The sequence below is a fragment of the Candidatus Hydrogenedens sp. genome (assembly GCA_035378955.1).
Classification (GTDB): domain Bacteria; phylum Hydrogenedentota; class Hydrogenedentia; order Hydrogenedentales; family Hydrogenedentaceae; genus Hydrogenedens.
Window position 1 is genome coordinate 1 of sequence record DAOSUS010000010.1, and the last position, 25740, is coordinate 25740.

Here is a 25740-nt window from a genome sequence, read left to right on the forward strand (position 1 = left end):
TGTTCTTTTTTCCTCTTTTTTATCTTCTTTTACTAAAGTTTATTATCTCGCTATTACTTACCGATATTATTAATACCCCTCCCGCTCTCTTTCATTTCATTTTCCCTCGAAACTCCCTCTGTATTACAATGATTAAAAAATTAAACTTTTATTCAGAGTCTCATACAAAAATAATGGTTACCAAATAAATCTATTAATAGCAAAGGAATTCGAAATGTCTTATCATCTACATTCTCTTCTTAGGAATTGGAATAACACACGAAGCATTTTTTTTGTAATTGCTCTCTTTCTTTTTGGGAATATCTGTATCGCAATTTTAATTTCGGCGGAAGAAATAGTTGCCCTTGAAACGGATAGTTTTTCTTTGGGTATTGAGAATACAGGAAATATTGTGCATTTTATAGATAAAGCAACGGGGAAAGATTATATAGATAATCAGCAGAAAACAACAATTGCTGTGTTGCGAGGGGATAAACAGAGTTTTCCTGCAAAGACGATAAAATATGAGGGAGGATTGTTAACGGTAGATTTTGGTGAAGTCGCAGGACAGGTTGTTTTTCGGATAACACCTGGTCCGAAGCGGATTGTATTTGAAGTGCAGTCTGTGTCGTGGGATAAAGCGGAAGAACTTTCGTATGCAGAGGTACCGCTTACCTTAAAAGGGACCTTTGAAGATACCTTTGCAGTGACACCTCTGGCACTGGACCTGAAAACGAATTGTAATCAAATACCGGGCTTATGTTCTAAATTAACAGGTTTTATTGTATATAAACGGTTTGGTCTTGAGGGTGCAAAAGGAGCATTGGTGTCTGCTACTATGGAAGGCATACGAGATGCCCTTAAAGATGCTATAAAATCATCTTCGGATTTACCTCAATCGGATTTAGGTGGACCCTGGGCTCTGGATGCAAAAATAAATCAAGGCTCTTATTTGATTTCAACGGGGGAGTATGTTACGGAGGAGACTGTATCGCAATGGATAGATGTAGCGAAAAGTATGGGAGCAACCCAGATTGACCTACACGGCGGGTATCCTTTCCGTTGGGGTGATTTTGAAGTAAATCCTGAATTATATCCGCGGGGAAGAGATAGTCTGAAGGCAGTTATTGACACGATACATCAGGCGGGTTTGTATGCAGGTTTGCATACCTACTCTTTTTTTATAGACAAAAAGACGCCCTGGGTAACGCCTGTTCCTGACGCACGATTGGCTTCTGATACTATTTTTACCCTGTCGGAAGATTTAAGTGCGGAAAATAATCAGGTTGTTGTTGACGAAAGCACAGAGACAATGTCAGCAGTTACGGGTTTTTTCATTCGTAACAGTGCAACTTTGAGGATTGATGATGAATTGATTATATACAAAGATGTGCAGAAAAACTTACCATATACATTTACGGAATGTGTCCGCGGTGCATACGGCACAAAGGTTTCTGCTCACAAAAAGGGAACTAAGGTTCACCATTTGAAAGAATGTTTCGGTTTGTTTGTGCCCGATGTTAATTCGACCCTTTTTACCGAAGTAATTCAACGGACAGCAGATTTGTATAACTATTGTGGATTTGACATGGTGTATCTGGATGCTCTGGATGGTTCAGATGTATTAGGAGGTTGGGAAAATGCATGGCATTATTCCGCAAAATTTGTATATGAATTAGTTCGTAGGCTCAATAAACCTCCTATTATGGAGATGAGCACTTTTTCACATCATCTCTGGTGTGTTCGTTCGCGTATGGGAGCCTGGGACTGTCCTATGCGGGGCAAGAAAGAGTTTGTAGATTATCATATTATCAGCAATCGTCAATGGAAATATTCCTTTTTACCAACAAATTTAGGCTGGTGGGGGATTTTTGATTGGGATGGAGTTCAACCAGAGCGAAGCATGCCTGATGAATTGGAATATATTTGTGCAAAGGCATTAGCAACAGATAGTAGTTTATCGTATGTTGCAGGTTTCACACCGAAAAATTTAAACAGCGACAAGTTTCAACGATTTGCAAAAATAGCGAAAAAATATGAAGACCTTCGCCTTAAAGGTATTGTCCCTAAATCTGTGAAGGAAAAACTTGCAGAACTGGGTGCCGAGTTTACCTTGAATATTGATGAAAACGGAGCGATTGAATTTCGACATATTACTTACTCTAAATACACCGTAACCGATAATGAAATATTGAATAAGTTCACTGTTAATAATCCTTACGGTTCTCAACCGCTAAAAATGCGTGTCGAAGCCCTGCTTGCAATGGATACGGAAGATAGTCCTGATGCAAAACCACTTGCGGATTTCAATAAAGAAGATGAATTCAGCAAGGCAGAAACGCAAAAGGGCGTATCTGCAACACTCCAATATCCGATAACAGAAGCAGGAGATGAAAAGTTAAAGGCGATATTGCATGCAGAGAATACAGAAGTGGAAGAAAAACGGTCGTGGGCTGTGTTTCGTAAGGAATTCAAAGACATGATTGATTTTTCTAATAAAGGGATTGGTGTATGGGTAAAGGGAGATGGACAGGGGGAAGTGCTTAATTTCCAGGTTGCTTCGCCCAAACATTTAATAGGTGGTTTTGCAGACCATTATATAACAGTAAATTTCAACGGTTGGCGTTATTTTGAACTCGTTGAACCCGAATCATACCTGTTAACTCGCTATGAATGGCAACATACTCGCATGCGTGAGGATTTTTTAGCGGGGAAATCGGAAATCATGTCTTTTGCGTATCCGATGTATCATTATTGGGTCAATTTTAAGAACATTGCAACATTAACTATCGGCGTTAACAATATTCCAATGGGTAAATCAGTTGAGGTAGGTATTGGTCCTATCAAGACAATTCCACTCAAATCATTGAAAATAAAAAATCTAACTATTCAGGTAGGGGATGTAAAATTGACTTTTCCTGCCGAAATAGAGAGTGGTAGTTATGTAGAATTTCTATCCAGAGACCATTGTAAACTTTATAACGCAAAAGGAGAGTTTGTTAGCGATATTGTTCCACAGGGAGGAGAACCCATCCTTCAACAGGGAGAGAATACAGTGGTATTTAGTGGAGATAAGTTAAACAAATATAGTCCTCGCTTGGATATAACAGTTATTGCAGAAGGAATACCTTTATCAATGTGATTTTTATTGTTTTTTAGATTTCAGTTCAAAAGGTAGAAACGAATATAATTATTTGTAATAACTAACTTGCTGTATTGAAAATGTAAGGTTGAACATACAAATATATTAGGATTATCAGGAATGATTAGACGCTTACAAATTTTGCATTACAAAGCGTTTAAGTATGTTGATATACAACTTGAACCCTTCCAAATAATAGTAGGACCGAATGGCAGTGGTAAAAGTACTTTCTTTGATACGATTTGTTTAATTCAGGATATTCTCCGAGAAGGACCTCAAAATGCAATTCAGAAAAGGGTGTCTCAATTTAAGGAATTATTATGGAAAAAAGAGGGGGAACAATTTGAAATTGTTTTGCAAATGAATATTCCCGAAGAAATAAAAAGGAAATTAAAGGATGTTGAATATAATATAGTTCGTTATGAAATATCTATACATACTGATAACATTAACGGGATTAGCATTCGAGATGAGAATCTTTGGTTAATAAGGAAAGATAATGGAAGTGTTTATAAAAATGGTAAAAAAGAAAGAGAGCCAGACCTGTTTCCTCAGGAGTTAATAGCGCCTGAGCATATTGTTGTTTCAAGGAGAAAAAAGACGCCGCCGGGTTAGAGAAAAGTTATATCAAAAAATGCGCCGGGAAGTGGGTATTTTAAATCGGAAACTACGGAGTGGAATATTATTTATAAGATAGGTCCTTATAAGGCATCACTTGCTGGAACACCAGAAGATGAAGAAAGATTTCCGGTATCTCTCTGGTTAAAGAGTGTTTTTATGGATGGGATACAATTTCTACAATTAAATAGTAATAATATGCGTGTTTCTTGTAGACCCGATGTCCCTGTGTCTTTTCAGACAGATGGTTCTAATTTACCAAAGGTGATACAGAACTTAAAGAAAAAAAATCCGAAGGCTTTTACTTTATGGCTTGAACATATACAATCTGCCTTGCCGGAGGTCCAGGACATTCAAATAAGGGAAAGAAAAGAAGACAGATTTTTATATCTTAGTATTATTCACAAAAATGGTTTGGAATTGCCTTCATGGGTTATTTCTGACGGGACATTACGCCTTTTAGCACAAACAATTATTCCTTATTTATCAGAAAAAGATAAGATATATATGATTGAGGAGCCTGAAAACGGTTTACATCCCCTTGCTATAGAAAGCATATATCAATCGCTTTCTTCGGTATATAAAAGTCAGGTATTTTTAGCAACTCATTCGCCTGCAATATTAAATCTTGCCAAATTAAAAGAAATTTTATGTTTCTCGAAAACAGAATCGGGTAGCGTAGATGTAATAAAGGGTATAAATCATCCCAAACTTAAAGATTGGCAGGAAACGGTGAATATTGCTTCGCTTCATGCGGCCGGGGTATTGCAATGAAAGATATTTGCTTTTATGTAGCAGATAAATCTATGAAACAGGGATTAGAAGGGTTGCTTTCATTATTATTTCCGGATAAACAAGCAAGTGATTTTTGTGATTTTTATGTAGACCCACATCACGATGCGGGTGTATATAACAATGCAGGTAATTTTTTGCGGAATCTTTTAAAACAGTATCGCTATGCGATGGTATTTTTAGACCATGAAGGAAGTGGACAGGAAAAGAAAACTTGCGAAGAGATAGAGAAAAAAATAGAAGGGGAACTTGTATATAATGGCTGGGCGAAAGAAAGAGTAAAAGTTATTGTTTTTGCCCCTGAATTAGAAATCTGGATATGGGTAGAGTCAAAAATCGTTTCAAAAACATTAGGTTGGAACAATTATCAAGAACTAAAAAATTGTCTCATGTTGGAAGGGTTTTGGGAGAAAGGAAAAACAAAACCCCAAAGACCAAAAGAATGTATGGAATATGCCTTAAAAGAAAAAGGAATCCCGCGTTCATCATCATTATTTAAGAAAATTGCTGAAAACATTACTCTTGAAGTATTTCAAAAATGTCAGGATACCTCTTTTCGAAAATTCATAGAAACACTGTAACGCTGGTATGATAAGAAATGGATTTAAGAAGAAAACAATTTATTGTTATATAAGGTTTTTGTAAACATTAGATAGGGGAGTGTCGTTTTTTTAGATAAATCTATTTTTAGGGCAGGGAAACTGCGGTTATAGTTAGGATTTTAAAGGATAGAAGTTTGAAGAAATGGAAAGAAATGTGATATTTTTTATCATCAATTGTTATAGAGTGCTACTAAAAAATGTTTTGTTATTATTAAGGAACCTTTATTTTTCGGGGATGAGTGTTGATAGAAAGGTTTCTTTTAGTAAGTTTTTTAGTTTATTTTTTTATCTATCCCAAAACCTAAATGACGGGAGTATTAAAGTATGATACAAGTTACAGACTTAACAATGCACTACGGTCCTGTTGTGGCGTTAGACCGCATCTCTTTTGAGGTTCGAAAGGGCGAGGTTGTCGGTCTACTGGGACCCAATGGTGCGGGAAAATCTACCACAATGAAGATTTTAACCACATATCTATACCCAACTGCGGGTAAAGCCGTCGTTGCAGGTTATGATGTAACACAGCAGCCATTAAAAGTTCGACAGGTTATTGGCTACCTTCCCGAAGTATTGCCTCTTTATATGGATATGGAAGTCAGTTCTTATTTGAAATTTGTGGGGCAAGCCCGGGGATTAAGTGGTGCCCGATTAAATCATCGGATGGAATTAGTTGTGGAGACCTGTGGACTGAAGCCGATGTTTCGCAAGATAATCCGTGAGTTATCCAAAGGGTATCGCCAGCGAACGGCTTTAGCACAGGCATTAATCCATGACCCGGAGGTCGTTATTCTTGATGAACCTACTTCAGGTTTAGACCCGCATCAGATTTTAGAAATACGACACCTTATTGATGAACTTGCCAAAGATAAAACCGTTATTCTTTCTACACATATCTTGCAGGAGGTAGAAGCCACCGCAGACCGTATCGTGATTATTAATCGAGGTAAAATTGTGGGTGATGGCACAATTGAGGAACTTCGGAGTAGAGCCAAGGATTCGGAACGATATCTGTTTACTGTATCCGGAGAACAGAGTGAAGTTCAGAAATATATTTCTGGAATAAGTGGTGTGAAGAAAGTTCAGTTTATAAACAGTCAGGATGGATTTTCTTCCTTCGTTGTTATTAGCAAGTTGGGTATGCCGGTATGGCGTGAATTGAATGAGTTAGCACAAAATCAGCGTTGGACCATTAAAGAATTGTCGGAAAAACCCCTGAGTTTGGAAGAAACCTTCCTTACTTTAACGGAAAAGGAGAAACCCGAAATGGAACTTACAGAGAGAAGGAGGGCAACCCATGCGTAATATTTTATGTATATATCGAAGAGATTTAGCCTCTTATTTTACTTCACCTATTGGATATATCTTTATCATTGTATTTATTACTATTAGTGTTGGACTGTATATCACATCGTTTTTCAGTTTTCCAGTAGCGGATATGCGTCCTTACTTTGAAAATCTCCCGTTAATTCTGTGTGTTTTTATTCCTGCCATAACGATGCGTCTATGGGCAGAAGAACGCAAGGAAAATACATGGGAGATGCTATTAACCTTCCCTATGAAAGCGAGCGAATTAGTTTTAGGAAAGTTTCTATCGGCGTTAACCGTATTTGCGATTTCGCTTGCAATGACTTTTACGGTTCCTGTTATGTTGAAGAACCTTGGCAATCCGGACATGGGTGCCATTATAGGTGGTTATTTTGGAACTTTACTATTAGCCAGTTGTTTCCTTGCCTTAGGAATTTTTTTCTCAGGTTTTTGTAAAGACCAGATTGTCGCCTTTGTTATAACCTTACTGACCTGTTTGCTTCTGTTTTTGTTAGGGACTTCTTTTATAGCCTCATACATTGATGATAAACTACCCGGTTTGGGTTCATTGTTTTCCAATCTTTTAGGTGTTTTTAAGCATTTTGGGTCGTTTACGAAAGGGGTTATTGACCTTGCCGATGTAATATTTTTCCTTGTCTGGACGGTATTATTTCTCGTGTTGAATATTATGTATATTGACCAGAGAAACCGTCCCGGTGCCAAAATGATGTTTACAGTGGCGGTAGCGGTTTGTGTGGCTATTGGGTTGATGTTTAACTTTTTGATGGTAGGAACAAGCCTAAAACGTTTTGACCTGACAGAAGATAAAATTTATACTGTTTCGGAATCATCTGCAAAGATATTAAGACAGGTAGAGGTGCCTGTCCAGGTGAATGTTTATATCAGTCCGCAGGAAAGCATGCCTACTGCCATGAAAGATTTGGAACAGAATATCAAAGATAAACTTGAAGAATTGAAGATTGCCGCGGGCGGAAAATTGAACTATAAAACGATTTATCTGGATGTATCCAATCTGTTTTCGGATCAGGATGAGATGTTTGCTCAGGAGAAGAAGAAAAATGAGACAGAAGAAGAAACGGTAGAACGCCGACTTCTGGATAAAGGTGTAAAACCGTTCAATGTTCGAGCTATCAGTCAGGATGAAGTAACGAATAAATTAGTGTATTCTTCGATCGGTGTGGCATATAAAGACAAACCCGAAGAGATAATTCCTCAGATTGTTCCGGAGAATATCCAGGAATTGGAGTATCGTATAGTAAGTACAGTTTACAAACTTACACGTACAAAGGCACCGATTGTGGCTTTAGTGGCACCGAAAGAGGCGATTAATATAGACCCGCAGATGAGGCAGATGTTACAACAGATGGGGCAACAAATACCCCAGAGCGAAGACCCGTATGTTTATCTCGAAGAAATTTTGCGACAGGAAAAGTATGATGTTCGTCGTGTGGACATGACAAAAGAAAGTCCTCTGCCAGAGGAATATGATACATTAGTTGTAGTAAATCCTCGTAGTTTTAATGACCGTCAACGCTGGGAGATAAATCGGGCATTGCGTTCGGGTAAGTCCGTAGTGCTTGCAGTTCAAACCTATGAATGGGATTATCGGGCAACTCCTCGTGGTAATACCGTATCTAAGCGTGAGGAAAAGCCTGAAATTAATCCCTTGCTTGAAAATTACGGATTGAAAGTAAGTGAAGATATTCTGATGGATGAGAATAGTGTTACTTTGAATGTGCAGGGAGGAGGAGACCTGATGTCTCAATTGGTTGGACAACCCTTCCGTTTACCCATGCATATTTTAGTAACTCATGAGTCTATGGACCAGGAGACTTCAATAACCAATCGGCTTTCCGCTGTATTTTATCTATGGGGAACACATCTGGAATTGAACGAGCAAAAATTGAAGGAATTAGGTCTAACCTACAAACCTTTGATGTTTACCAGTGAAAAAGCATGGACAGTTCCGGGAAGTGAAAAACTTTCGGCAAAATCCTTTGAGCCACCCGCTTTAACAGCACGGAAGAAGTATCCATTGATGGTAATGGTAGAGGGACAATTCCCGGATGCCTTTGCAGGGAAAGAAAGACCTGCCTGGCCTAAACCGCAACCGCGTCCGGGTGAACCCGTTCCTCCAGATGATTCTGAAACGGAACCCCCAGCGGGAAATATTGAACCGAAACCATCCAAGATGATTTTATTAGGTTGTTCTGAAATGTTCCGTAAGAACTTTTTACAGGCGGGTAATCTTGATTTATTCCTGAACTGTGTGGATGCGGTTTCTCTAACGGAAGACCTTGTAAATGTGAGAGGTCGTAAACCGATTGACCGCACAATTGAAAAACCAACGGATAGTCAGAAGATGCTATGGCGAACAGTGAATTATACCTTATCCAATGCGATTGTAATTGCCGTGGGGCTGGCTGTGTATTTTATACGCCGTCGTTCACGCCTTGCCTATACAATGGCTCAAATTACATCCGCAGAAACAAATCGTTAATAAATAATATTAATATATTTGATAATCAGTTTCAGGAGGTTGAATTATGAATATTAAAAAGATGATGATAATTCTTGTAGTTGTGCTTGTAGTTCTTGTGGCACTTGTTCTTATGAAGCAAGCAAAAAAGGCAGAAAGACCTTCAATTATTGAGCAAGCCAAATTTGAGAAGTTAATACCTGAAAATTTAAAAGTAGATAATATCGTCCGTGTAGAACTATATACCGGTGCGAAAACCGATGAAAAAGTTGTTCTCAAAAAAGATGGAGATAAATGGCGTGTAAGCAGTCATTTTAATTCACCGGCGAAAAAGGAGACAGTAGAAGATTATCTGGATAAAGTAGTAAAACTGCAAGGTGAGATGCGTGCCGAAGTGCCAACTGATGATGCTCTGGCAGATTACAATTTGAAGGATGACCAGGCATTTCATCTGGATATTTTTACCTCAGCCGAAGGGGAACCTGCTTTGAAATTGTTAGTTGGCAAATCTCCAAATTATCAATTGACATTTGTTCGTAAAGCAGGGGAACGAAAGATATACGACGGGGGTGTTAACTTCCGTCAGGAGGCAGGTATTTATGGAGATGATGCAAGTAAAGCACCCGGTCCTGACCGCTGGTTGGATAAAGATATATTGAAAGTTGAAAAGGATAAGATTACGCGGCTTGCTTATGAAATGCCGGACAAGAAATTAATTTTTGAGCGAAAAGAAAAAGAAGTTCCACAGGAACAACCTTCGGGAAATGCCGATGAAGGGGCAAAAGAAGGGGCTAAGGAAGGGGAACAGCAACCCAAGAAAAAAGAATATGAATGGGTTCTTGTTCAGGGAGGAACAGGTGAGAAACATAAAGAAACAGGTTTACAAAATTTGTTAGGACGATTTGCTAATTTAACCGCATCCTCTATTGTTGACCCTGCCAAGAAAGCAGATTGGGGGCTTGAATCGCCCGCATTTAAATTGACCATTTCAAGAGAAGGGGAATCCGATGTTGTTTTAGAAGCCGGTAGACCCAATCCTGCTCAAAACGGTTATATTCGGGTAGCCAGTAACTCCGAAGATATTGTTTATGAACTTAGCAAATATACCTTTGAACAAATTTTCCCGAAAGGACAGGATTTATTTGACCTGCCTACTTTAAACCTCGATAAAGATAAAATTCAGCAGGTTACAATTGAACAACCTGAAGGGAAAGTTGTCGTTCAGAAGGAAGGAAATGACTGGAAAGTGGTTGAACCTGTGATAGATTTAAATGTTCAGATGACCACATTAAATACATTGGCTTCCGCTTTAGCATCGTGGAAGGCAGCAGATTATGCGGATAACGATGTAAATGTAGGTGAGTTTAATAAAACAATCACATTTAAGGCAGGTGAAGAAACACATACTTTTAAATTAGCAGAGACAGCCCGTTCCATTGATGGTATATATGCAACGCTTGACGATAAGCCTATGCGATTGGTGATGAATCGGATTGATGCCAATAAGGTGTTATTGAAACCCCGTGATGTATATGAACTGAAAATTTTGGATTTTGCAACAGATAAGGTTACATCCTTAGAAATAAAAGAAGGGGATGTTGCTCAGACCTTAAAGAAAGGTGAAGGTGGTGATTGGATATTGGTGGCTCAAGATGGAAAAGAGACCAAGTTAGTAAATGCAAATGTAGGGGAATTATTAAATTCGCTTAGTGGACTTCAAGGAGAAGATATTCGCCCTGACCTGGATTGGAAATCTTTTTCTCCGACATATACTATGCGAATAAATATTACGGATACAGAACCTCTGGACTTTTCAATAGGGCAGGGACCTGGGGATAAAATAGTTGCAACGGTTCCCCGTCGGAAAGCCATTGTCCAGATTGCTCAAGATCGTTGGGAACAAATCAAAAATGCTATAAATAAAGCGCGTGAGCCCAAACCTGAAGAAACAAAGACAGAACAGCCATCACCACAACAACCGCAAGAAGGAACGGCATCCCCAACAGGGACAGAAACAGAAGCATCTTCTACAGGTCAACCTGCGGAACAGCCGTCCTTAGATAATACAACGCAATCAGTAGAAGTGCCTATAGGGACATCTAATTAGTCGGCTATATTAAAGGGTCACCTATAGGAGATAAGTAACAAATTTTTATTTTGTTTCTCTATCGTAAGGGCACGGCATGCCGTGCCCTTACTTCGTTGTTAGGTCCTTGTGGTAAAAAGAATTAACCCCTAAAAAATTCCAGAAGTGAGGACGCTTCATCTACATTGTTTGAAAAGGATAATGCAAGATAATTTTTTTTCTAATAGATTTATGCTTTCAACTCAATCTCATGATTTATGACACGCAGGCATGTTGTAGAGTGGAGAGGTTCCATTTCTGTAGTGGTAATAGGTTGAGCATAACATTTTTCTACAGCGTAAGGACAACGCTCAGCAAAAGGACAGCGTTCTACAAGAGTTTTTAAATCCGGTGGTTTTCCGGGTAAACTTTGTAATCTTTTTCGGGAACCAATATTTCTCTTTAACGAAAGTAAAGCATGGGTATAAGGGTGAAGTGGGTTTTGGAAAAGTTGGTCTACGGGTGCGGTTTCTAATATTTTACCGGCATACATAATCCAGACACGATGGCAAAGCCCAGCAACCAGGCTTAGGTCATGAGTGATAATTATCATGGTGAATGGCTTTTCTTCATGTAATTTTTTGAACAAATCTAATATCTGTGCTTGTAAAGTAGCATCCAGAGCGGTAGTGGGTTCATCTGCAATTAAAAGTTTAGGTTTTAAAATAAGAGCCATAGCTATTGCAATACGCTGACGCATACCTCCCGAGAGATGATGCGGGTATCGTTTCATCTGCAATTCCGGGTCAGGAATCTGGACTGCTTTTAGGTATTCTATCGCAATTTGTTTTGACTTTTCTGAAGGATATTTATAATGGATTTGCAAGGGTTCCGTTAACTGATAACCTACTGTGAGATGAGGATTAAGTGCAACCAAGGAATCTTGGAAAACATAACTTATCATGGCTCCTCGAATTGTTTGCCACTCTCTTTTAGAAAGATTTTTTAAATCATAATTCGAAAATTTTATTTCGTCTGCTTCAATATGAACCATTTCTTCAGGTAAAAGATGAGCAAGAGATAAAGCAAAGACGCTTTTCCCTGAGCCAGACTCTCCTACAATTCCGATTATTTCATGTTCTTCAATTCCGCAGGAAATATTCTGTACAGGAAAAATATCTCCATGTCTTGTGTGGAGACATATCGTCAGATTTTTAATAGATAGCAATTTTTTCTGTCTTTGTATAATAGTACTCATATACATCCTGAATATTTAAGATAAGTTGGCATAAACATTTTACAATATTTGAAGGTTTTTTCATTATAATAATTCTAAAATTGCTTCTATTTTGTCAAAAATTTTTTTGAAATTTCTTTCTTATAGGATAGATAATAATAAAGTATAAAATAAATGTTGAAAATAAAATAACTTTGTGTTAACTATAAAAGGGTATTATGTATGAATAAGTTTATTCTTTCCCGTTTTAGTGTTTTATTCCTTCTTCTGGTAACTGTATTAATAGGTTCCGTTTCGTATGCGGATTTAATAGGACTGAACACAATAAATCAATTTACAAAAACACAAGTTATATACGAGACAATCTTGATAGATACTGTTGCGAAATTTAAAATGATAGGGAAAGAAGTATATTTGCCCCTGAGTGGGAGTTATAAACTTGAAACGGATTTGGATTTGAGTGAAAGTGAGACATGGAATGGGGGTCAAGGCTATGAACCTATTGGGAATAATATATCGCCTTTTACGGGGAAGTTTGATGGCAATGGGCATAAAATAAGAGGGGTATATATTAATCGTCCGAGTGAAGATAATATGGGTATATTTGGAGTTGTAGGAACTTCGGGTGTAATAGAAAATTTAGGTGTTGAGGATTATGTAATAATTGGAAATGAACAGGTAGGTGGAATTGCAGGTAAAAACTTAGGGAAGATAGAGAAGTGTTATTCAAAAGGTATTATAGAAGCAATTAACAATGTTGGTGGGCTTGTCGGATTAAATCAGGGAAATGTAAAGAATAGTTTTTCAATGAGTTATATTAAAGGCGATATATGGGTTGGAGGGTTAATTGGACGAAATGAAGGAGGGACTATTGAAAATACTTATGCCGTAGGTAAGGTAGTGGGAACTGTTCGTTACGGTGGTTTGATAGGAGCCAATAATAGCGGGACGATTATATCGAGTTATTGGGACAAAGACAGGTCAGGTTTGAGCACTTCATCCGGGGGAAGTGGAAAGACCACAACACAAATGGGCAATAAAGCAACTTATGTGGACTGGGATTTTGAGAGTATCTGGGAATTGGCAAAAGCCGGTAATTATCCTTATTTGAAAGTATTAGGCTCCGTAACATTTCCAGAGCCGGGGGACATTTCTATTTCTACTATTGAAGGATTACAGCAGATTGGCAAGAGTTTAGATTATCCATGGTTTGGTAATTATGTGATTACAACAGATATTGATGCAAATTCTACAAAGTTATTGAATTCGGGTAGAGGTTTTGAACCGATTTCTGAATTTTGTGGCAAGATAAATGGTAATGGGCATAAGATTACGGGTTTATATATCAATCGTCCTGATATAGATAATGTAGGACTTATAGGTCGCTTGGTCTCTGGTGGCAAGGTATCTTTACTTCAATTAGAAAATTGTGAAATAACTGGGGACTGGAAAGTCGGCAGTATTGTTGGACGGAATGAAGGTGGAACAGTTGAAAATTGTAAGGTGATTAATGGACGGGTTGGAGGTAATATTTATGTCGGTGGTTTGATTGGGAGAAGTGACAGTGGCTCTATCTCTCTCTGTAGTTTTACAGGAACGATAGAAGGTTATGATACAGTCGGCGGATTGCTTGGGCAGAATGCAGGAGGTGTGATAACTTCATGTAATACGAATGCTCAAATTGCTGGTGATTTTTATATTGCTGGATTGGTTGGAAAGCAGAGTAAGGGTTCTATTTCGGAATCTTACACTGAAGGCACTATAAACTCCGAAGGTTCCCAGTTCGTAGGTGGTTTTGTTGGTGATAATGCAGGGACAATTACCAATTGCTACACAATTACCAATGTTACTGCGTACGCCTTTGTTGGAGGATTTTCAGCAACAAATTCGGGAACAATTTCAAAATGTTACTCGGCAGGTGTTGTAAAGGCAACATCACAAACAGTAGGTGGGTTCAATGGTTATGATATGAAGGGGACATATACCAATGTTTATTGGGATATGGATGTTTCTACACAGATGAATTCCGATGGAGGTTATGGGCTAACAACGAAAGAAATGAAATGCAGTACTTCTTATATGAATTGGGATTTTGTGGGTGTATGGTATATGCGTCGTGGGCTTGAATATCCCGTGTTAAGGTGGCAAGGGGATTTTGAAGGTGAGTTAGAAGGTGAAGATAATTGTGAGGGTGAAGGAGTTATAGAAGGTGAAGAAGGAGAGGAAGAGGGAAGTTTAGAAGGAGAAGGTGCTGTTGAAGGAACGCAGGAAGGTATTGCAGAAGGGGAAGGGACAGAGGAAGGCGCAAATGAAGGTTCTATTGAAGGCACACATGAAGGCTCTATTGAAGGCACACATGAAGGGAGTGCGGAAGGTGGAAAGGAAGGGAGTGTTGAAGGTGAAGGTGAAGGGACACCCGGTCCAGATAAAAAGTGTGGTTGTGATGGGACAAACGGGAATTTTTTCCAGGATTTATGGCAACATATTTTGGACTTTATCTTAGTCGGATTGCTTATATCTTTGATGAGCGGTATGCACCTTAAAAAGAAATAGGATGTCTTTTTAATTATAAGTTGCTATCGGGTGAATTGCACAAGAGTTGTGTTCAGATAACACTATTAATATCCCTGAGTAAGGAGCAAGTTTATGATTACAAGTATTGTAGTAGCACAAGTAGCGGGTTTTATCCTTCTCCATAGTATAGACCTTCCTACAGGATTTCGTGCCCCTGCCGTTCCTTTAGTAGTGCATGACCCTTATACAAGTATATGGTCATTTTCAGACACTTTAACAGAACAATGGTGTTCACATTGGACAGGGCGACAAAGAACTATGTCGGGTTTGTTATATCTTGATGGGAAAGTTTTTCGGTTTATAGGTCCATCGGAGTTAGGTGGAGAAGCCATGAGGCAGATAGCCTATAAGATTTATCCTACACGGACAATTTATGAATTTGAAGGAGGGGGCGTGAAATTGTATTTAAAATTTACAACCCCGATGTTAACAGAAGATTTTCGTTGGTTAAGCACCCCCTGTACCTATGTAGAATTTGAACTGGTGTCTACGGATGGAAAGGAACATAACGCAACAGTATATTTTGATATAGGCACAGATTGGTGTGTGAATGTTGAGAAACAGGTTGTGCAATGGGAACGATTGAACAGCCCTGCGGGATTGACCTTATTGAAGGCAGGGACAGTAGAACAGCCTATTCTTGAAAAGGCGGGGGATAATATAAGAATTGATTGGGGGTATGTGTATTTAGCATGTCAGACAGGTCAGACAGTCCTTGCTGAGCGTAAGACGGCTGTGGATACTTTTATTCAGAGAGGTACTCTTCCCGATAAAGAAGATACAGGTTCTCCTCGTGCTGTGGAAGATAGACCCATAGCCCTTGCCATAACTATTCCTTTCAACATTCCATCTCAGGGAAGTGATAGTAAGTATGTAGTAGTTGCGTATGATGATATTTATTCTATTGAGTTTATGCATGAAAAATTGAGGCCATGGTATTGGAAAGAGTATGGAGATAATTTTGTGCTACTTCTGGATACGGTCTATAAAGAATATATGGCTCTGAAACAGAAATGTGAAGCGTGGGATAGTTATTTAATGAATGAAGCAGCACAAAAGTTGGGTCTGGAATATTCTGCCTTAGTAGGATTAACCTATCGTCATGTTTTCGGGAGTGGAAAAATAGTAGTAGGTAAGGATGATACGCCGTGGTTTTTCCATAAAGAATGCTTTTCGAATGGATGCATTGCGACAGTAGATGTGACCTATCCTGCTTCTCCCTTTTTTGCTTTATTTGCACCGTCATTATTGCGTGGAATGCTTGAACCGGTGTATCTCTATGCGAAGATGCCCGAATGGATTTTTGAATTCTCCCCGCATGATGTTGGAAGTTATCCGAAAGCAAATGGGCAGGTTTATGGCAAAGATAAGAATGGCTTTAAATTGGAAAGCCAAATGCCTGTGGAAGAATGTGGAAATATGATTTTAGCAACTGCTTTATATTCGGAGATTGCCGGGAAGATAGACTATGCTCGGGAACACTGGAAATTGATTGAACAATGGGCTAATTATTTGAAAGTGCATGGGAAAGACCCGGAAAATCAATTATGTACAGATGACTTCGCAGGGCATTTAGCACATAATACGAATTTGTCATTAAAAGCGATAGTTGCTCTGGGTGCATTTGCGAAAATGTGTCAACAGAGACATCTTGCAAATGCAGGCGAATGGGAAAATCTGGCACGCGATATGGCAAAAGATTGGGTTGAACGGGCAAAGGATGGAGACCATTTTCGACTTACTTTTGATAAGCCGAATACATGGAGTATGAAATATAATCTTGTATGGGATAAAATTTTAGGTTTGAACTTGTTTCCATCGGAAGTTGCCAAAATGGAGATTGAATATTATAAAAAACAACAAAATCAATATGGGTTGCCTTTAGATATTCGAAAAGATTATACCAAGACGGATTGGCTTATCTGGTGTGCAACTTTGACAAATAATAAAGAAGATTTTGATTTCCTGTTTCAACCGTTTTATCGCTTTATGAACGAGACACCGGACCGTATTCCACTAACGGATTGGTATGATACGAAGACGGGGAAGTGTGTTGGTTTCCGAGCACGTCCTGTTATAGGAGGTGTTTATATCCCATTTTTATATCATAGCGATTTATGGCGGACTATCGCTTCTAAGGAAGATAAAAATTTGTAAAAAAGGGTGAATAGATTATTTTTAAAGGCAATATATTTAGATAAATTTTAATCTGCTTCTATTAAAATATAGGGCTTCATAGACGAAAAATGAAGTAAAAAAACTATGCAAAAATTTGTTTACTGGACACCGCGGATATTATCCATTCTTTTTATTCTGTTTCTGATATCGTTTTCTTTAGATGTTTTCTCTGAGGAATTAGGTTTCTGGAAAACATGGGTAGGCTTGTTGATGCACAATATTCCATCATTTATCCTTTTGTTTGTTCTGATAATTTCATGGAAGCAGGAAATTGTAGGATGTGTTTCTTTTATACTTGCGGGTCTTTTATATGTGTCGTTAATTTTACGAAACTCATTGTTAGAAGGATTTCAATGGTATTACATTACCTGGATAATGATTATATCAGGACCTGCGTTTCTTGTCGGTATTCTCTTTCTCCTTTCATGGTTATATAGAAAGAAGAACCCCAATGCAAAAACTTGTTAAATAAACTTTTGTGCCTTTTCCCGGTTTTATAAAAAAAATGGATAACCATCAGTTTCTGTTTTATTTATGTGTTTGATATAGTAGTTAAGTAAAAATTTTTGAATGTAGTGTTTTTTAACAGAGGAAAGGAATTTTACAATGAAGAAAGATATGTTTGTGATTTTTATTTTTGTGCTGGTTACTGTTTCATTTTTATCTGTTGTTTCTTATGGAGTAGAAGCGACCATTGCAAAAGATAGAATGCTCGTTGTTGATGGGCAAAGAACCTTTATTTTGGGATTGTATAGCCCAAAAACTGATGACCCTGAAGAACTACAGACATTAGCCGATGCTGGATTTAATTTAATTTCCATAAGTCCTAATGAGGAACAACTTAATATTGCTAAAGAACATAATTTAATGGCATGGACAAATATTTATTCGGCAATTGCTTCCACGGATGCGGAAACTCGAAAACAGGAACTTCTGAAATTGATTAACCTTTGTGCAGGACATCCTTCATTTTTTGTCTGGGAACAGCCCGATGAAGCCTTATGGAATATATTCCTTCGTAATAATGAAGCAAAACGATATAAAGAACCGCAAGTAATTCGGGAGAAGTTGTCGCAGTTTGCAGATGAAAAATTGAAGCAAGAATTAACGGCGGAATTGCAAAAAGCCGTAGATTTATATAGTAAAGGTTTATGGGCAGAAGGAGAAGGGATTGTAAGTCAAATCTGGCAAAAGATAGGTGAGAGTTCGCCGTTTGCAAATTATTCGATGGCAAATATAGAAAAGTTTAAGGCGGAGGAATGGGAAAGACTACATCAAGCCTATCAAATCATAAAAGAAGTGGATGGAAAACATCCTGTATGGGCAAATCATGCACCGCGGAACTCTATGGAAAGTCTGCGTAAGTTTAGTGCGTGTGCAGATATTGTTGGTTGTGATATTTATCCTGTGCCGATGCATCCTAAATTGCGGCACTCTGACCTGATGGACCAAACAATGGTGTCTGTCGGAGCATATACCCGTCGTATGCAGGAAATTGACCCACAAAAACCTGTGTGGATGGTTATTCAGGGATTTGATTGGGGTATGTTGCAAGGGGATGTATATGAACGCAGTGGCAGTGAACAGAAAGGATTTCGACCGCCGACGCTTAATGAAATTCGTTTTATGGGTTTTGATTGTATTGTAAATGGGGCGAGAGGTATTTTGTTCTGGGGGACGCATTATGTTCCGCGGGATATGAAATTGTGGGCTGATTTGATAACTTTTGCAAAAGAAATCAAATCTCTTCAATCGGTGCTTTCCGCTGAAGATAGTACCCAACCTGTGAATATAACACAGGATGAAATATTTGGCTCTGGGGACCGGGGTGTGCTGGCTCTGGTGAAAGTGTATCAACAGAAACCGTGGATTTTACTTGTTAACGAATGGCATGAATGTGGGATTCGTTATCACTTAAATTCTCCTTGCTTATCCTCAGGTCAAAAATATCGTGAGTATTACACGCAAACGGAAGTGGAAGTAAAAGACAATACCCTGACCTATGGTATTGAACCTCAGGGTGTTCAGGTCTGGCAACCTATGGAATAGGATTTGTGATAGAGGAAAAGACTATTTCTGGGTGATTTTTCCGTCGGGGGTTTGATATTTATGCCCTTGCTGGAGGTATGAAATTCGGGCACGATAAAAGGCATCTTGAATAGCCGATAAGGATTTGGGTGGATAATTATTGGCTTTAATAATACCTTCGTAAAGAGCCCAACGGTCGCTATTTTCTCCCATTACAACCAACGCATTTTTATCACGCTGTTGACGATTTGTACTTCTTTTATACAAACTATTTCGCTGGATAGCAATCAGACCGCCATTTTGTTCATAAACAAAGCCTTTATCAAGAAGGTCTTTTATTAGTTCATGACGGACCGCACGGGTGCGGATGGCTTGTTTTATTTGAGGTGTATCTAAGTTGATGCCAAGGTTTGACAAATTCGGCTCGTGTTCACCGGCCCAGATTTTTTCTTCAATGTATTGAGCGGCTTTTAATAGTTCTTCTTGAGGAAGAGCAGAATAGTCCGGCGCAACACGGATAAAGGAATGAAGCGTTCCGCAAGAAGTTAGCATTGCAATAAACAGGCATAGGATAGTAGTTGTTAAAATAGACTTTTTAGAAAACATTTTACCTTCTCCTTCTTTTAGGATGGATTGATTTTTTTTGAAGCGATAATCATATTTTTGCCTTTCCGTTTTGCCTGGTAAAGGCATTGGTCTGCAATACGAAGTAAGTCCTCTACGGATAGGGTTTCATTCTGCACAACTTCTACAACGCCACCGCTCATTGTAATTTTAACACTTTTGCCCATGTATTCAAAAGGTCGGTCTTCAATAACTTTTCGTATTCGTTCTGCCTGAATATAGGCACCTTCAATAGAAGTTTGCGGCATGATGACGATAAATTCCTCACCTCCATACCTTGCAACAATATCCGTGCGTCGGATTGTCTGTAGCATTCGTGTTGCGATTTCTTTTAATACCGCATCGCCGAATAGGTGTCCATGGGTATCATTACATTTTTTAAAGTCATCTATATCAAACAGGGCACAGGATAGGGGAACATTATACCTTAAACTTCGCAATATTTCTTCTTCCAATCGTTCACGGAAAAAGCGGTGATTATAAATACCTGTTAAACCATCTGTTATTGCAAGTTTTTGTAGTGTTTTATTTGCTTGTTGAACGGACTCGAATAATTGGGCACGCTCTAAAGCACTACCAGCCGCATTGGTTACGATTTCAAAGAAATTTATCTCGCGTAGTGTAAATCCTGTTTCTTTACGCACAGCGCGAAGTAATAACGAACCTACCTCCGGGTCATTCAAAACAATAGGTATAACTAATATGGAATTAATTCCTTTTTGAATGAGGGAATCCAGACAGGGTTTCATCAAGGGGTCATTCTGAACATTATTAATAACTACTTTATCACCGATGGATAAGGCTTTTTTAATTTCCGGGTATTTGCTTAAAGGAACTGTCATATCGTAGAGATTTGCATCATCGTGAGAAGCCAGGACATGTACCATATCTTCCTGACCCCAGATACGCACTATAGAACAGCGGTCGGATTTGACTATTTTAGATATTTGTTCAACAAAAACATAAAGAACATCATGAGCACGTTTTTTGGAAGAAATTACCTTCAATATTTCCAGCACTGTTGCCAGTTCGCTTTTATCCATTTCTACCAATGATTCATGTCCCGAGAGCATTTCTGTTTGAACGGACATGATACGGGTAGTTATTTCTGTAATTTTATCTAAGTCCTCTTTGTAAGAACGAAACTGTTCGAGGAGGGATGGCGCAAAAAGATGAAGTAGGTGCTGGATATAAACACGGTGATAGGACCAACCCCCATCGAAATTACCATTACCATTCGTGTCCATTCTTTTTATGATTGTTCCAATAAAAGAAATGGCAATGTTAGAAGAAACGATAATAAAAAGTCGGTCTGCATTTTGAAAATAGGGTGGAGGATTATGTGTTTCTACAGGAATGTCCCAATGAGATGGGGATAATCCTAAAACAATCATTTTATTAATATTCGGTAGAAAATTATCAATCTCCTTTAACTGCTGCAAAGTTTCTGCATCACTGATAACAATGAGGTCATTTCCTCCAAAACGACCAATTCTACTCAATGCTTCATCGCAAAGGGTATAAAAAAGGGTTGCGTTGTTGATAGGAATAAGGGCATGGTGAGGGGGGAATGATTGGAATTCGGAAGAAAAAATCCGCTCTTTTAAGGTTGTATTTTCTATATTGTTATCCATTTCCCTTCTTATCCTATTGCTCCATTATGAAATCGTTTTCGTTTTATTTTTTGACCTCTGAAGGTGGATTTGCAGTTGCCTCATTATTTTCAGGAATACTATCTACCTGAGCCAGAGGATAGACATCTTTAAAATTTACTTCTTCTTTGATAATAACAGGGGTTGAACGAACAATCAAATCGTATATTTCCTCTACTTCTTCCGGATAGAACCGCACACAGCCGTTTGAAGAGTAGGTGCCGATAGTTTCTGGTGCAATAGTCCCATGAAGTCCTAAATCTGTAGGAAGTCCCGGTTCAGACGGCACTAAAGGCATCCATCGTGTTCCCAATTCATTTCTTGGGTCGCCTGCGGGGATAGGACCTTCGCCGGGTTTGAACCATGTAGGATTTTTTTGTTTGTTCCCAATCTTGTAAGAGCCTAAGCTTGTTTCATGTCCGGGCTTTCCAAGACCAACCTTGTATCGTTTAAATATTCCCTGTTCATCTACTAAAAAAGCCCGACACTTTGACCGTTCTACAAGGAGCCGAAAATCTTTGGGTGTGTATTTTAATGTCTGGTTTAAACGGAGTCTTGTGTTTTCATCCAATTGATTGGCACGAGATAGCATACCGACAGGTGTGTTTAATTTTGCCCCGATACTGATTAAAGAATCTCCCTGTTGAACAGTGTAAACTTTACTTTCTGGTGTGGGTGTACTGGAAAAGATAAGTTCCACATTTAATTTTCCTAATAAATCTAATGATTCATTCCAGATATCCGAATTCCATTCTGCATCTATTACAGCCTTCTGGGCGAGGTCGCGTGCTTTAATCTTTTCATTCCCTTGTTCCTCTATTCGGGCTAAACCTAAATATCCATAAACACGATTTCCACGAGAAGCACGGTCAATTATGTCTTGATAAATAGAACGAGCCACATCCTTTTTCCCGATTGCCTCAGCAAGTTGAGCATAACGATATTTTAAGTAATGTATCCGTGTGCTATTTTCACATTTCTGTAATGCTTCTTCTGCTACGGTAAAAGCATCGTTTGTCTTTTCATTTTTGAGTTCCAACTCTATCCATAGTAGATATGCTTCTACCAGATTTTCTACCTGTTTTTCTTTCTTAACATAATTCTTTAACTCGGAACGCAAATCGTCGAAACGACCTTCCTCAAACATTTTTTTGAATTGTTCAAGGGCATTTTCTGCTTTTTCGGTGGATGAAGTGGGAAGAAGTTTTTCTACAATTTTTCCTTTAGAAATGAGATTGGAAGAGGTGTATAAAAACCGATAGATAATATATCCCGCTATGAGGAGTAGCATAACTCCGATAAAAATGCGGAGTAATGTTCTATCCGAATTCTTTTTTGATGAAAAGTATTGTTTGGGCATAGTTTTCTAAATTCTCGATTCAGTTGCTCGTTTTAAGTCTAATAATAATTCTGTCATGGATTGATAACGATGTTCTATTTTACGGCGAAGTGATTTTAAGATAATACGGTCCAGTGCAGGAGTAATTTGAGGATTATGAGTGGAAGGAGGAACAAATTTATAATTGGGGTCTACTAACTGACGGGTTATAATTTTTGCGTCATTTCCTTCACAGGGATGTTTGCCGGAAAAGAGTTCATACATCGTTAGACCGAAAGAGAAAATATCGGAACGGGGGTCTAAATTCTTCTTCAATATCTGTTCAGGAGACATGTAAAGGCGTGTTCCGCCAGTTTCTTTCATAAGCCAGCCTTTCCATGTCGCATTTGTTTTGGACAGTCCGAAATCCACGATTTTAACCTGCTTCCCATCTTTAGAAAACAAGAAATTGGCAGGCTTAACATCCCGATGGACTATTCCATGTTGATGAAGGTAATCCAGTCCATGGCAAAGTTTAATACATATATCTATCATCTGGCGGATGTTTAAGTCACGCTCTGTAATATGTTTTTTCAGATTGTAACCATCGATAAACTCCATAATAATACAACGGCGTGTCCTACCTGCTACATCAATGGCTTCATGTATGTTTTTATCCATACGGATAATATTCGGGTGGTTTAGTGATGCGGCTATCATTACTTCTCTGCCTAAGAAATCTTGCTTCCGTCGTTTTGGGTCCTCATCGAAACGGGGGTCAAGCACTTTGACTGCTACTGTTAAATCTTTGCTTCGGTCTATAGCCTTATACACAGTTCCCATACCACCCGTTCCGATAGGTGCTAAGATTTCATACGGACCTACCTGACGAATTTCGAGTTCCGACCGATTGGGGTCGTCAAACTCTGAGGCGACTGACTGTGATGATACATCGTTTTTCTTTTTTTTAAAAATCCAGAACATTACCCCTCTCAACTCTTAATATATTTGATATTTTCATATTAATCATACCACAAAACCCCAATTAAAGTTAAGTCAATTTTATGCTGTTTTCCATTGTTGAACTCCCGTCGCAGGAACAGGGACTTCGTTGAGAATTTCTTTCAATACGGAAGAAACCGTTACTTTTCTTAATCTGCTTTCCGGATTTAAAATAAGACGATGTTCTAAAACTGGAAAAACAAGGGATTTAACATCGTCGGGAATAACATATCCTCTACCTAATACGGCGGCATATCCCTGACAACAGCGAAACAACATCAGAGATGCACGGGGACTTGCCCCCAACATTAAATGTGTATGGTCTCGTGTTCGTGCAATGATACGCAACATATATTCCCTTACTTTAGGGTGAATGAAAATATCACGCACTTTTGCCTGCATTTGAATAATGGTTTGGGGGTCTGTTACGGGTTTTAAATTTTCGATAGGATGGGCTAATCGTAATCGCTCTAACATATCCAGTTCTGCAATCATACTCGGATATCCCATGGATAGTTTTATCATAAATCGGTCTAACTGGGCTTCAGGTAAGGGAAATGTTCCCTCATGTTCTACGGGATTTTGAGTGGCAAATACAATAAAAGGTTTGTTCAGGATATAGGTTTTCCCATCTACGGATACCTGCCCTTCCGCCATTGCTTCTAATAGAGCGGATTGTGTTCGAGGTGTTGCCCGATTAATTTCATCTGCAACAATTACTTGATTGAAAATAGGTCCCGGACGAAACTCAAAATTTTGTGTGGATTGGTTAAATATAGATACCCCTGTTACATCGGTCGGTAATAAGTCGGGTGTGCATTGTATTCGTGTATAGGAACAACCACTTGAAATGGCTAAAGAGCGTGCTAACATAGTCTTTGCAACACCGGGAACATCTTCTAATAAAACATGTCCGCCTGCTAAAAAAGCACCCAGAGCCGTTCGGACAACATGGCTTTTATCCAATACGACTGTCTCGATATTCTGGACTAAATCTTTGACAACATCCCGAAATTGTCCCGCCATAAAAATCCTGCCATTAAAATTTTATTGCTGAAAATAAATTTGAATGATATTATATATAATATGGATATAAAATGAAAAGATAGGAATAAATATTATGAGTGGCGTCATGAAACAGAAAATTTACATTATCAGTTGGTTATGTTCTACCGCATTTTGTTTTTTATCAATAGCGGATACTTTAGTTGCCCGTGAGAAAACCTATCAAGATGTATATATTATGGAAGGACTTCATTCGTATTATATACTTTTGCCAGAGACAGGAACTATCGAAAGTGTTTTGAAGAAAGATATTGATGATGATTCGCTCATTTTTGATAAGCCCGAAAGGAGGATGGCTTTGAAAAAACAATGGGATGAAAAGCAGTCGGTTCCTATGAAATTATCAAGGGGAGAGGAAGAAATATCAGGGAATAAAGGGAATGAAGATACTTATATAAAACCTACATCGAAACCGTCAGTCTTTGTTTTGAAACGGAAGGGCAATGCTTCCCAAAATTATAATTCGAACAGCGATTATTATTCTCCCAGAAGTGATATGACCTATGCTATGCCCGGAACCGCATATTCATCAAATATTTCCAATCGCAGGATAGATAGTAAGGCATACGGACTTTATAATACACAGGGTATGGATAGTCTTCCCAAAGTTGTATTGAGAAATCCACCTGTTTCAGGTAGGGGTTATTTATCAGGGGAAAATAGGATAAATTATGGTGCGAATGCTTTTATGGGTGGAGGGGTAGGAAGGATGCCTATGGGATATGGTGGTGGAATGGGTATGTTTAACGATGTGACGGTTATAAGTAATATATCTGATTTATTTTCGACTATTGATGACCGTCTTGTTGGGGAGTTTGGAGCAATACGAATAGTTCCTTCGTCAGGGAATTTGTTGGGTAATCGTAGATAAAGAATGGGACGGATGGGACGGATGGGACGGATGGGACACATGGGACACATGGGACGGATGAGACACATGGGAGAGATAAAGCAAGGGAAGAAATGGGACGGATGAGGGAAAGGGGAAAAATGGGACGCATGAGATAGAGAGGAGGGATGGAACAGATGAGACGGATGGGAGAGATGAGGCGAAGGGGA

19 protein-coding genes are annotated in these 25740 nt (G+C 38.7%); 12 read left to right on the forward strand and 7 right to left on the reverse strand.

Annotation, left to right across the window (positions count from 1 at the left end; genetic code table 11):
- Positions 1 to 214: 214 nt before the first annotated feature.
- The 7 genes from PLA12_03770 (at position 215) to PLA12_03800 (ending at position 11045) form a co-directional block, all read left to right on the forward strand.
- Positions 215 to 3121 (forward strand): hypothetical protein, encoded by a 2907-nt coding sequence (locus tag PLA12_03770; GenBank protein ID HOQ31613.1) that lies wholly within the window; start codon positions 215 to 217, stop codon positions 3119 to 3121.
- Between the two features lie 120 nt (positions 3122 to 3241).
- On the forward strand, positions 3242 to 3736 hold the full coding sequence (locus PLA12_03775; GenBank protein HOQ31614.1) for an AAA family ATPase: 495 nt from the start codon (positions 3242 to 3244) through the stop codon (positions 3734 to 3736).
- A 162-nt stretch (positions 3737 to 3898) separates the two neighbouring features.
- A complete protein-coding gene (locus PLA12_03780; protein HOQ31615.1) occupies positions 3899 to 4513 on the forward strand; it encodes an ATP-binding protein in 615 nt (204 codons plus the stop codon).
- The gene (locus PLA12_03785) at positions 4510 to 5112 is read left to right on the forward strand and encodes a hypothetical protein (protein HOQ31616.1); all 603 of its coding nucleotides are present in this window, start codon (positions 4510 to 4512) and stop codon (positions 5110 to 5112) included. The genes PLA12_03780 and PLA12_03785 overlap by 4 nt, the downstream gene beginning before the upstream one ends.
- Positions 5113 to 5457: 345 nt before the next feature.
- The gene (locus tag PLA12_03790; protein HOQ31617.1) at positions 5458 to 6435 is read left to right on the forward strand and encodes an ATP-binding cassette domain-containing protein; all 978 of its coding nucleotides are present in this window, start codon (positions 5458 to 5460) and stop codon (positions 6433 to 6435) included.
- On the forward strand, positions 6428 to 8959 hold the full coding sequence (locus PLA12_03795; GenBank protein ID HOQ31618.1) for a Gldg family protein: 2532 nt from the start codon (positions 6428 to 6430) through the stop codon (positions 8957 to 8959). The genes PLA12_03790 and PLA12_03795 overlap by 8 nt, the downstream gene beginning before the upstream one ends.
- Before the next feature lie 46 nt (positions 8960 to 9005).
- Positions 9006 to 11045 (forward strand): DUF4340 domain-containing protein, encoded by a 2040-nt coding sequence (locus tag PLA12_03800; protein ID HOQ31619.1) that lies wholly within the window; start codon positions 9006 to 9008, stop codon positions 11043 to 11045.
- Between the two features lie 208 nt (positions 11046 to 11253).
- Here the strand turns inward: PLA12_03800 and PLA12_03805 are convergent, their stop codons facing one another.
- Positions 11254 to 12261, reverse strand: a complete 1008-nt coding sequence (locus tag PLA12_03805; protein HOQ31620.1) for an ABC transporter ATP-binding protein — start codon at positions 12259 to 12261, stop codon at positions 11254 to 11256.
- A 201-nt stretch (positions 12262 to 12462) separates the two neighbouring features.
- Here PLA12_03805 and PLA12_03810 point away from each other — a divergent pair, with 201 nt between their 5' ends.
- The 4 genes from PLA12_03810 to PLA12_03825 all read left to right on the forward strand — a co-directional run bounded on the left by PLA12_03810 (position 12463) and on the right by PLA12_03825 (position 19041).
- A complete protein-coding gene (locus tag PLA12_03810) occupies positions 12463 to 14793 on the forward strand; it encodes a GLUG motif-containing protein (GenBank protein ID HOQ31621.1) in 2331 nt (776 codons plus the stop codon).
- Between the two features lie 93 nt (positions 14794 to 14886).
- The gene (locus tag PLA12_03815) at positions 14887 to 16971 is read left to right on the forward strand and encodes a DUF4965 domain-containing protein (GenBank protein ID HOQ31622.1); all 2085 of its coding nucleotides are present in this window, start codon (positions 14887 to 14889) and stop codon (positions 16969 to 16971) included.
- Positions 16972 to 17076: 105 nt separating this feature from the next.
- Entirely contained in the window at positions 17077 to 17460 is a 384-nt protein-coding gene (locus tag PLA12_03820) for a hypothetical protein (GenBank protein ID HOQ31623.1), read from the forward strand.
- Between the two features lie 138 nt (positions 17461 to 17598).
- Positions 17599 to 19041, forward strand: a complete 1443-nt coding sequence (locus PLA12_03825) for a hypothetical protein (GenBank protein HOQ31624.1) — start codon at positions 17599 to 17601, stop codon at positions 19039 to 19041.
- Positions 19042 to 19062: 21 nt separating this feature from the next.
- Here the strand turns inward: PLA12_03825 and PLA12_03830 are convergent, their stop codons facing one another.
- The 5 genes from PLA12_03830 to PLA12_03850 form a co-directional block, all read right to left on the reverse strand.
- On the reverse strand, positions 19063 to 19626 hold the full coding sequence (locus tag PLA12_03830) for a DUF1318 domain-containing protein (protein HOQ31625.1): 564 nt from the start codon (positions 19624 to 19626) through the stop codon (positions 19063 to 19065).
- 17 nt (positions 19627 to 19643) lie between these two features.
- Positions 19644 to 21278, reverse strand: coding sequence for a sensor domain-containing diguanylate cyclase (locus PLA12_03835; protein HOQ31626.1), 1635 nt, complete (start codon positions 21276 to 21278; stop codon positions 19644 to 19646).
- Between the two features lie 43 nt (positions 21279 to 21321).
- A complete protein-coding gene (locus PLA12_03840; GenBank protein HOQ31627.1) occupies positions 21322 to 22656 on the reverse strand; it encodes a L,D-transpeptidase family protein in 1335 nt (444 codons plus the stop codon).
- 6 nt (positions 22657 to 22662) lie between these two features.
- Entirely contained in the window at positions 22663 to 23598 is a 936-nt protein-coding gene (locus PLA12_03845; GenBank protein ID HOQ31628.1) for a serine/threonine-protein kinase, read from the reverse strand.
- Between the two features lie 78 nt (positions 23599 to 23676).
- A complete protein-coding gene (locus tag PLA12_03850; protein ID HOQ31629.1) occupies positions 23677 to 24642 on the reverse strand; it encodes a MoxR family ATPase in 966 nt (321 codons plus the stop codon).
- 94 nt (positions 24643 to 24736) lie between these two features.
- Here PLA12_03850 and PLA12_03855 point away from each other — a divergent pair, with 94 nt between their 5' ends.
- Positions 24737 to 25552, forward strand: coding sequence for a hypothetical protein (locus PLA12_03855; protein HOQ31630.1), 816 nt, complete (start codon positions 24737 to 24739; stop codon positions 25550 to 25552).
- On the opposite strand, the gene PLA12_03860 is transcribed toward PLA12_03855, so the two are convergent.
- On the reverse strand, positions 25523 to 25740 hold a 218-nt coding region (locus PLA12_03860), incomplete at its 5' end, for a hypothetical protein (GenBank protein HOQ31631.1). The genes PLA12_03855 and PLA12_03860 overlap by 30 nt on opposite strands.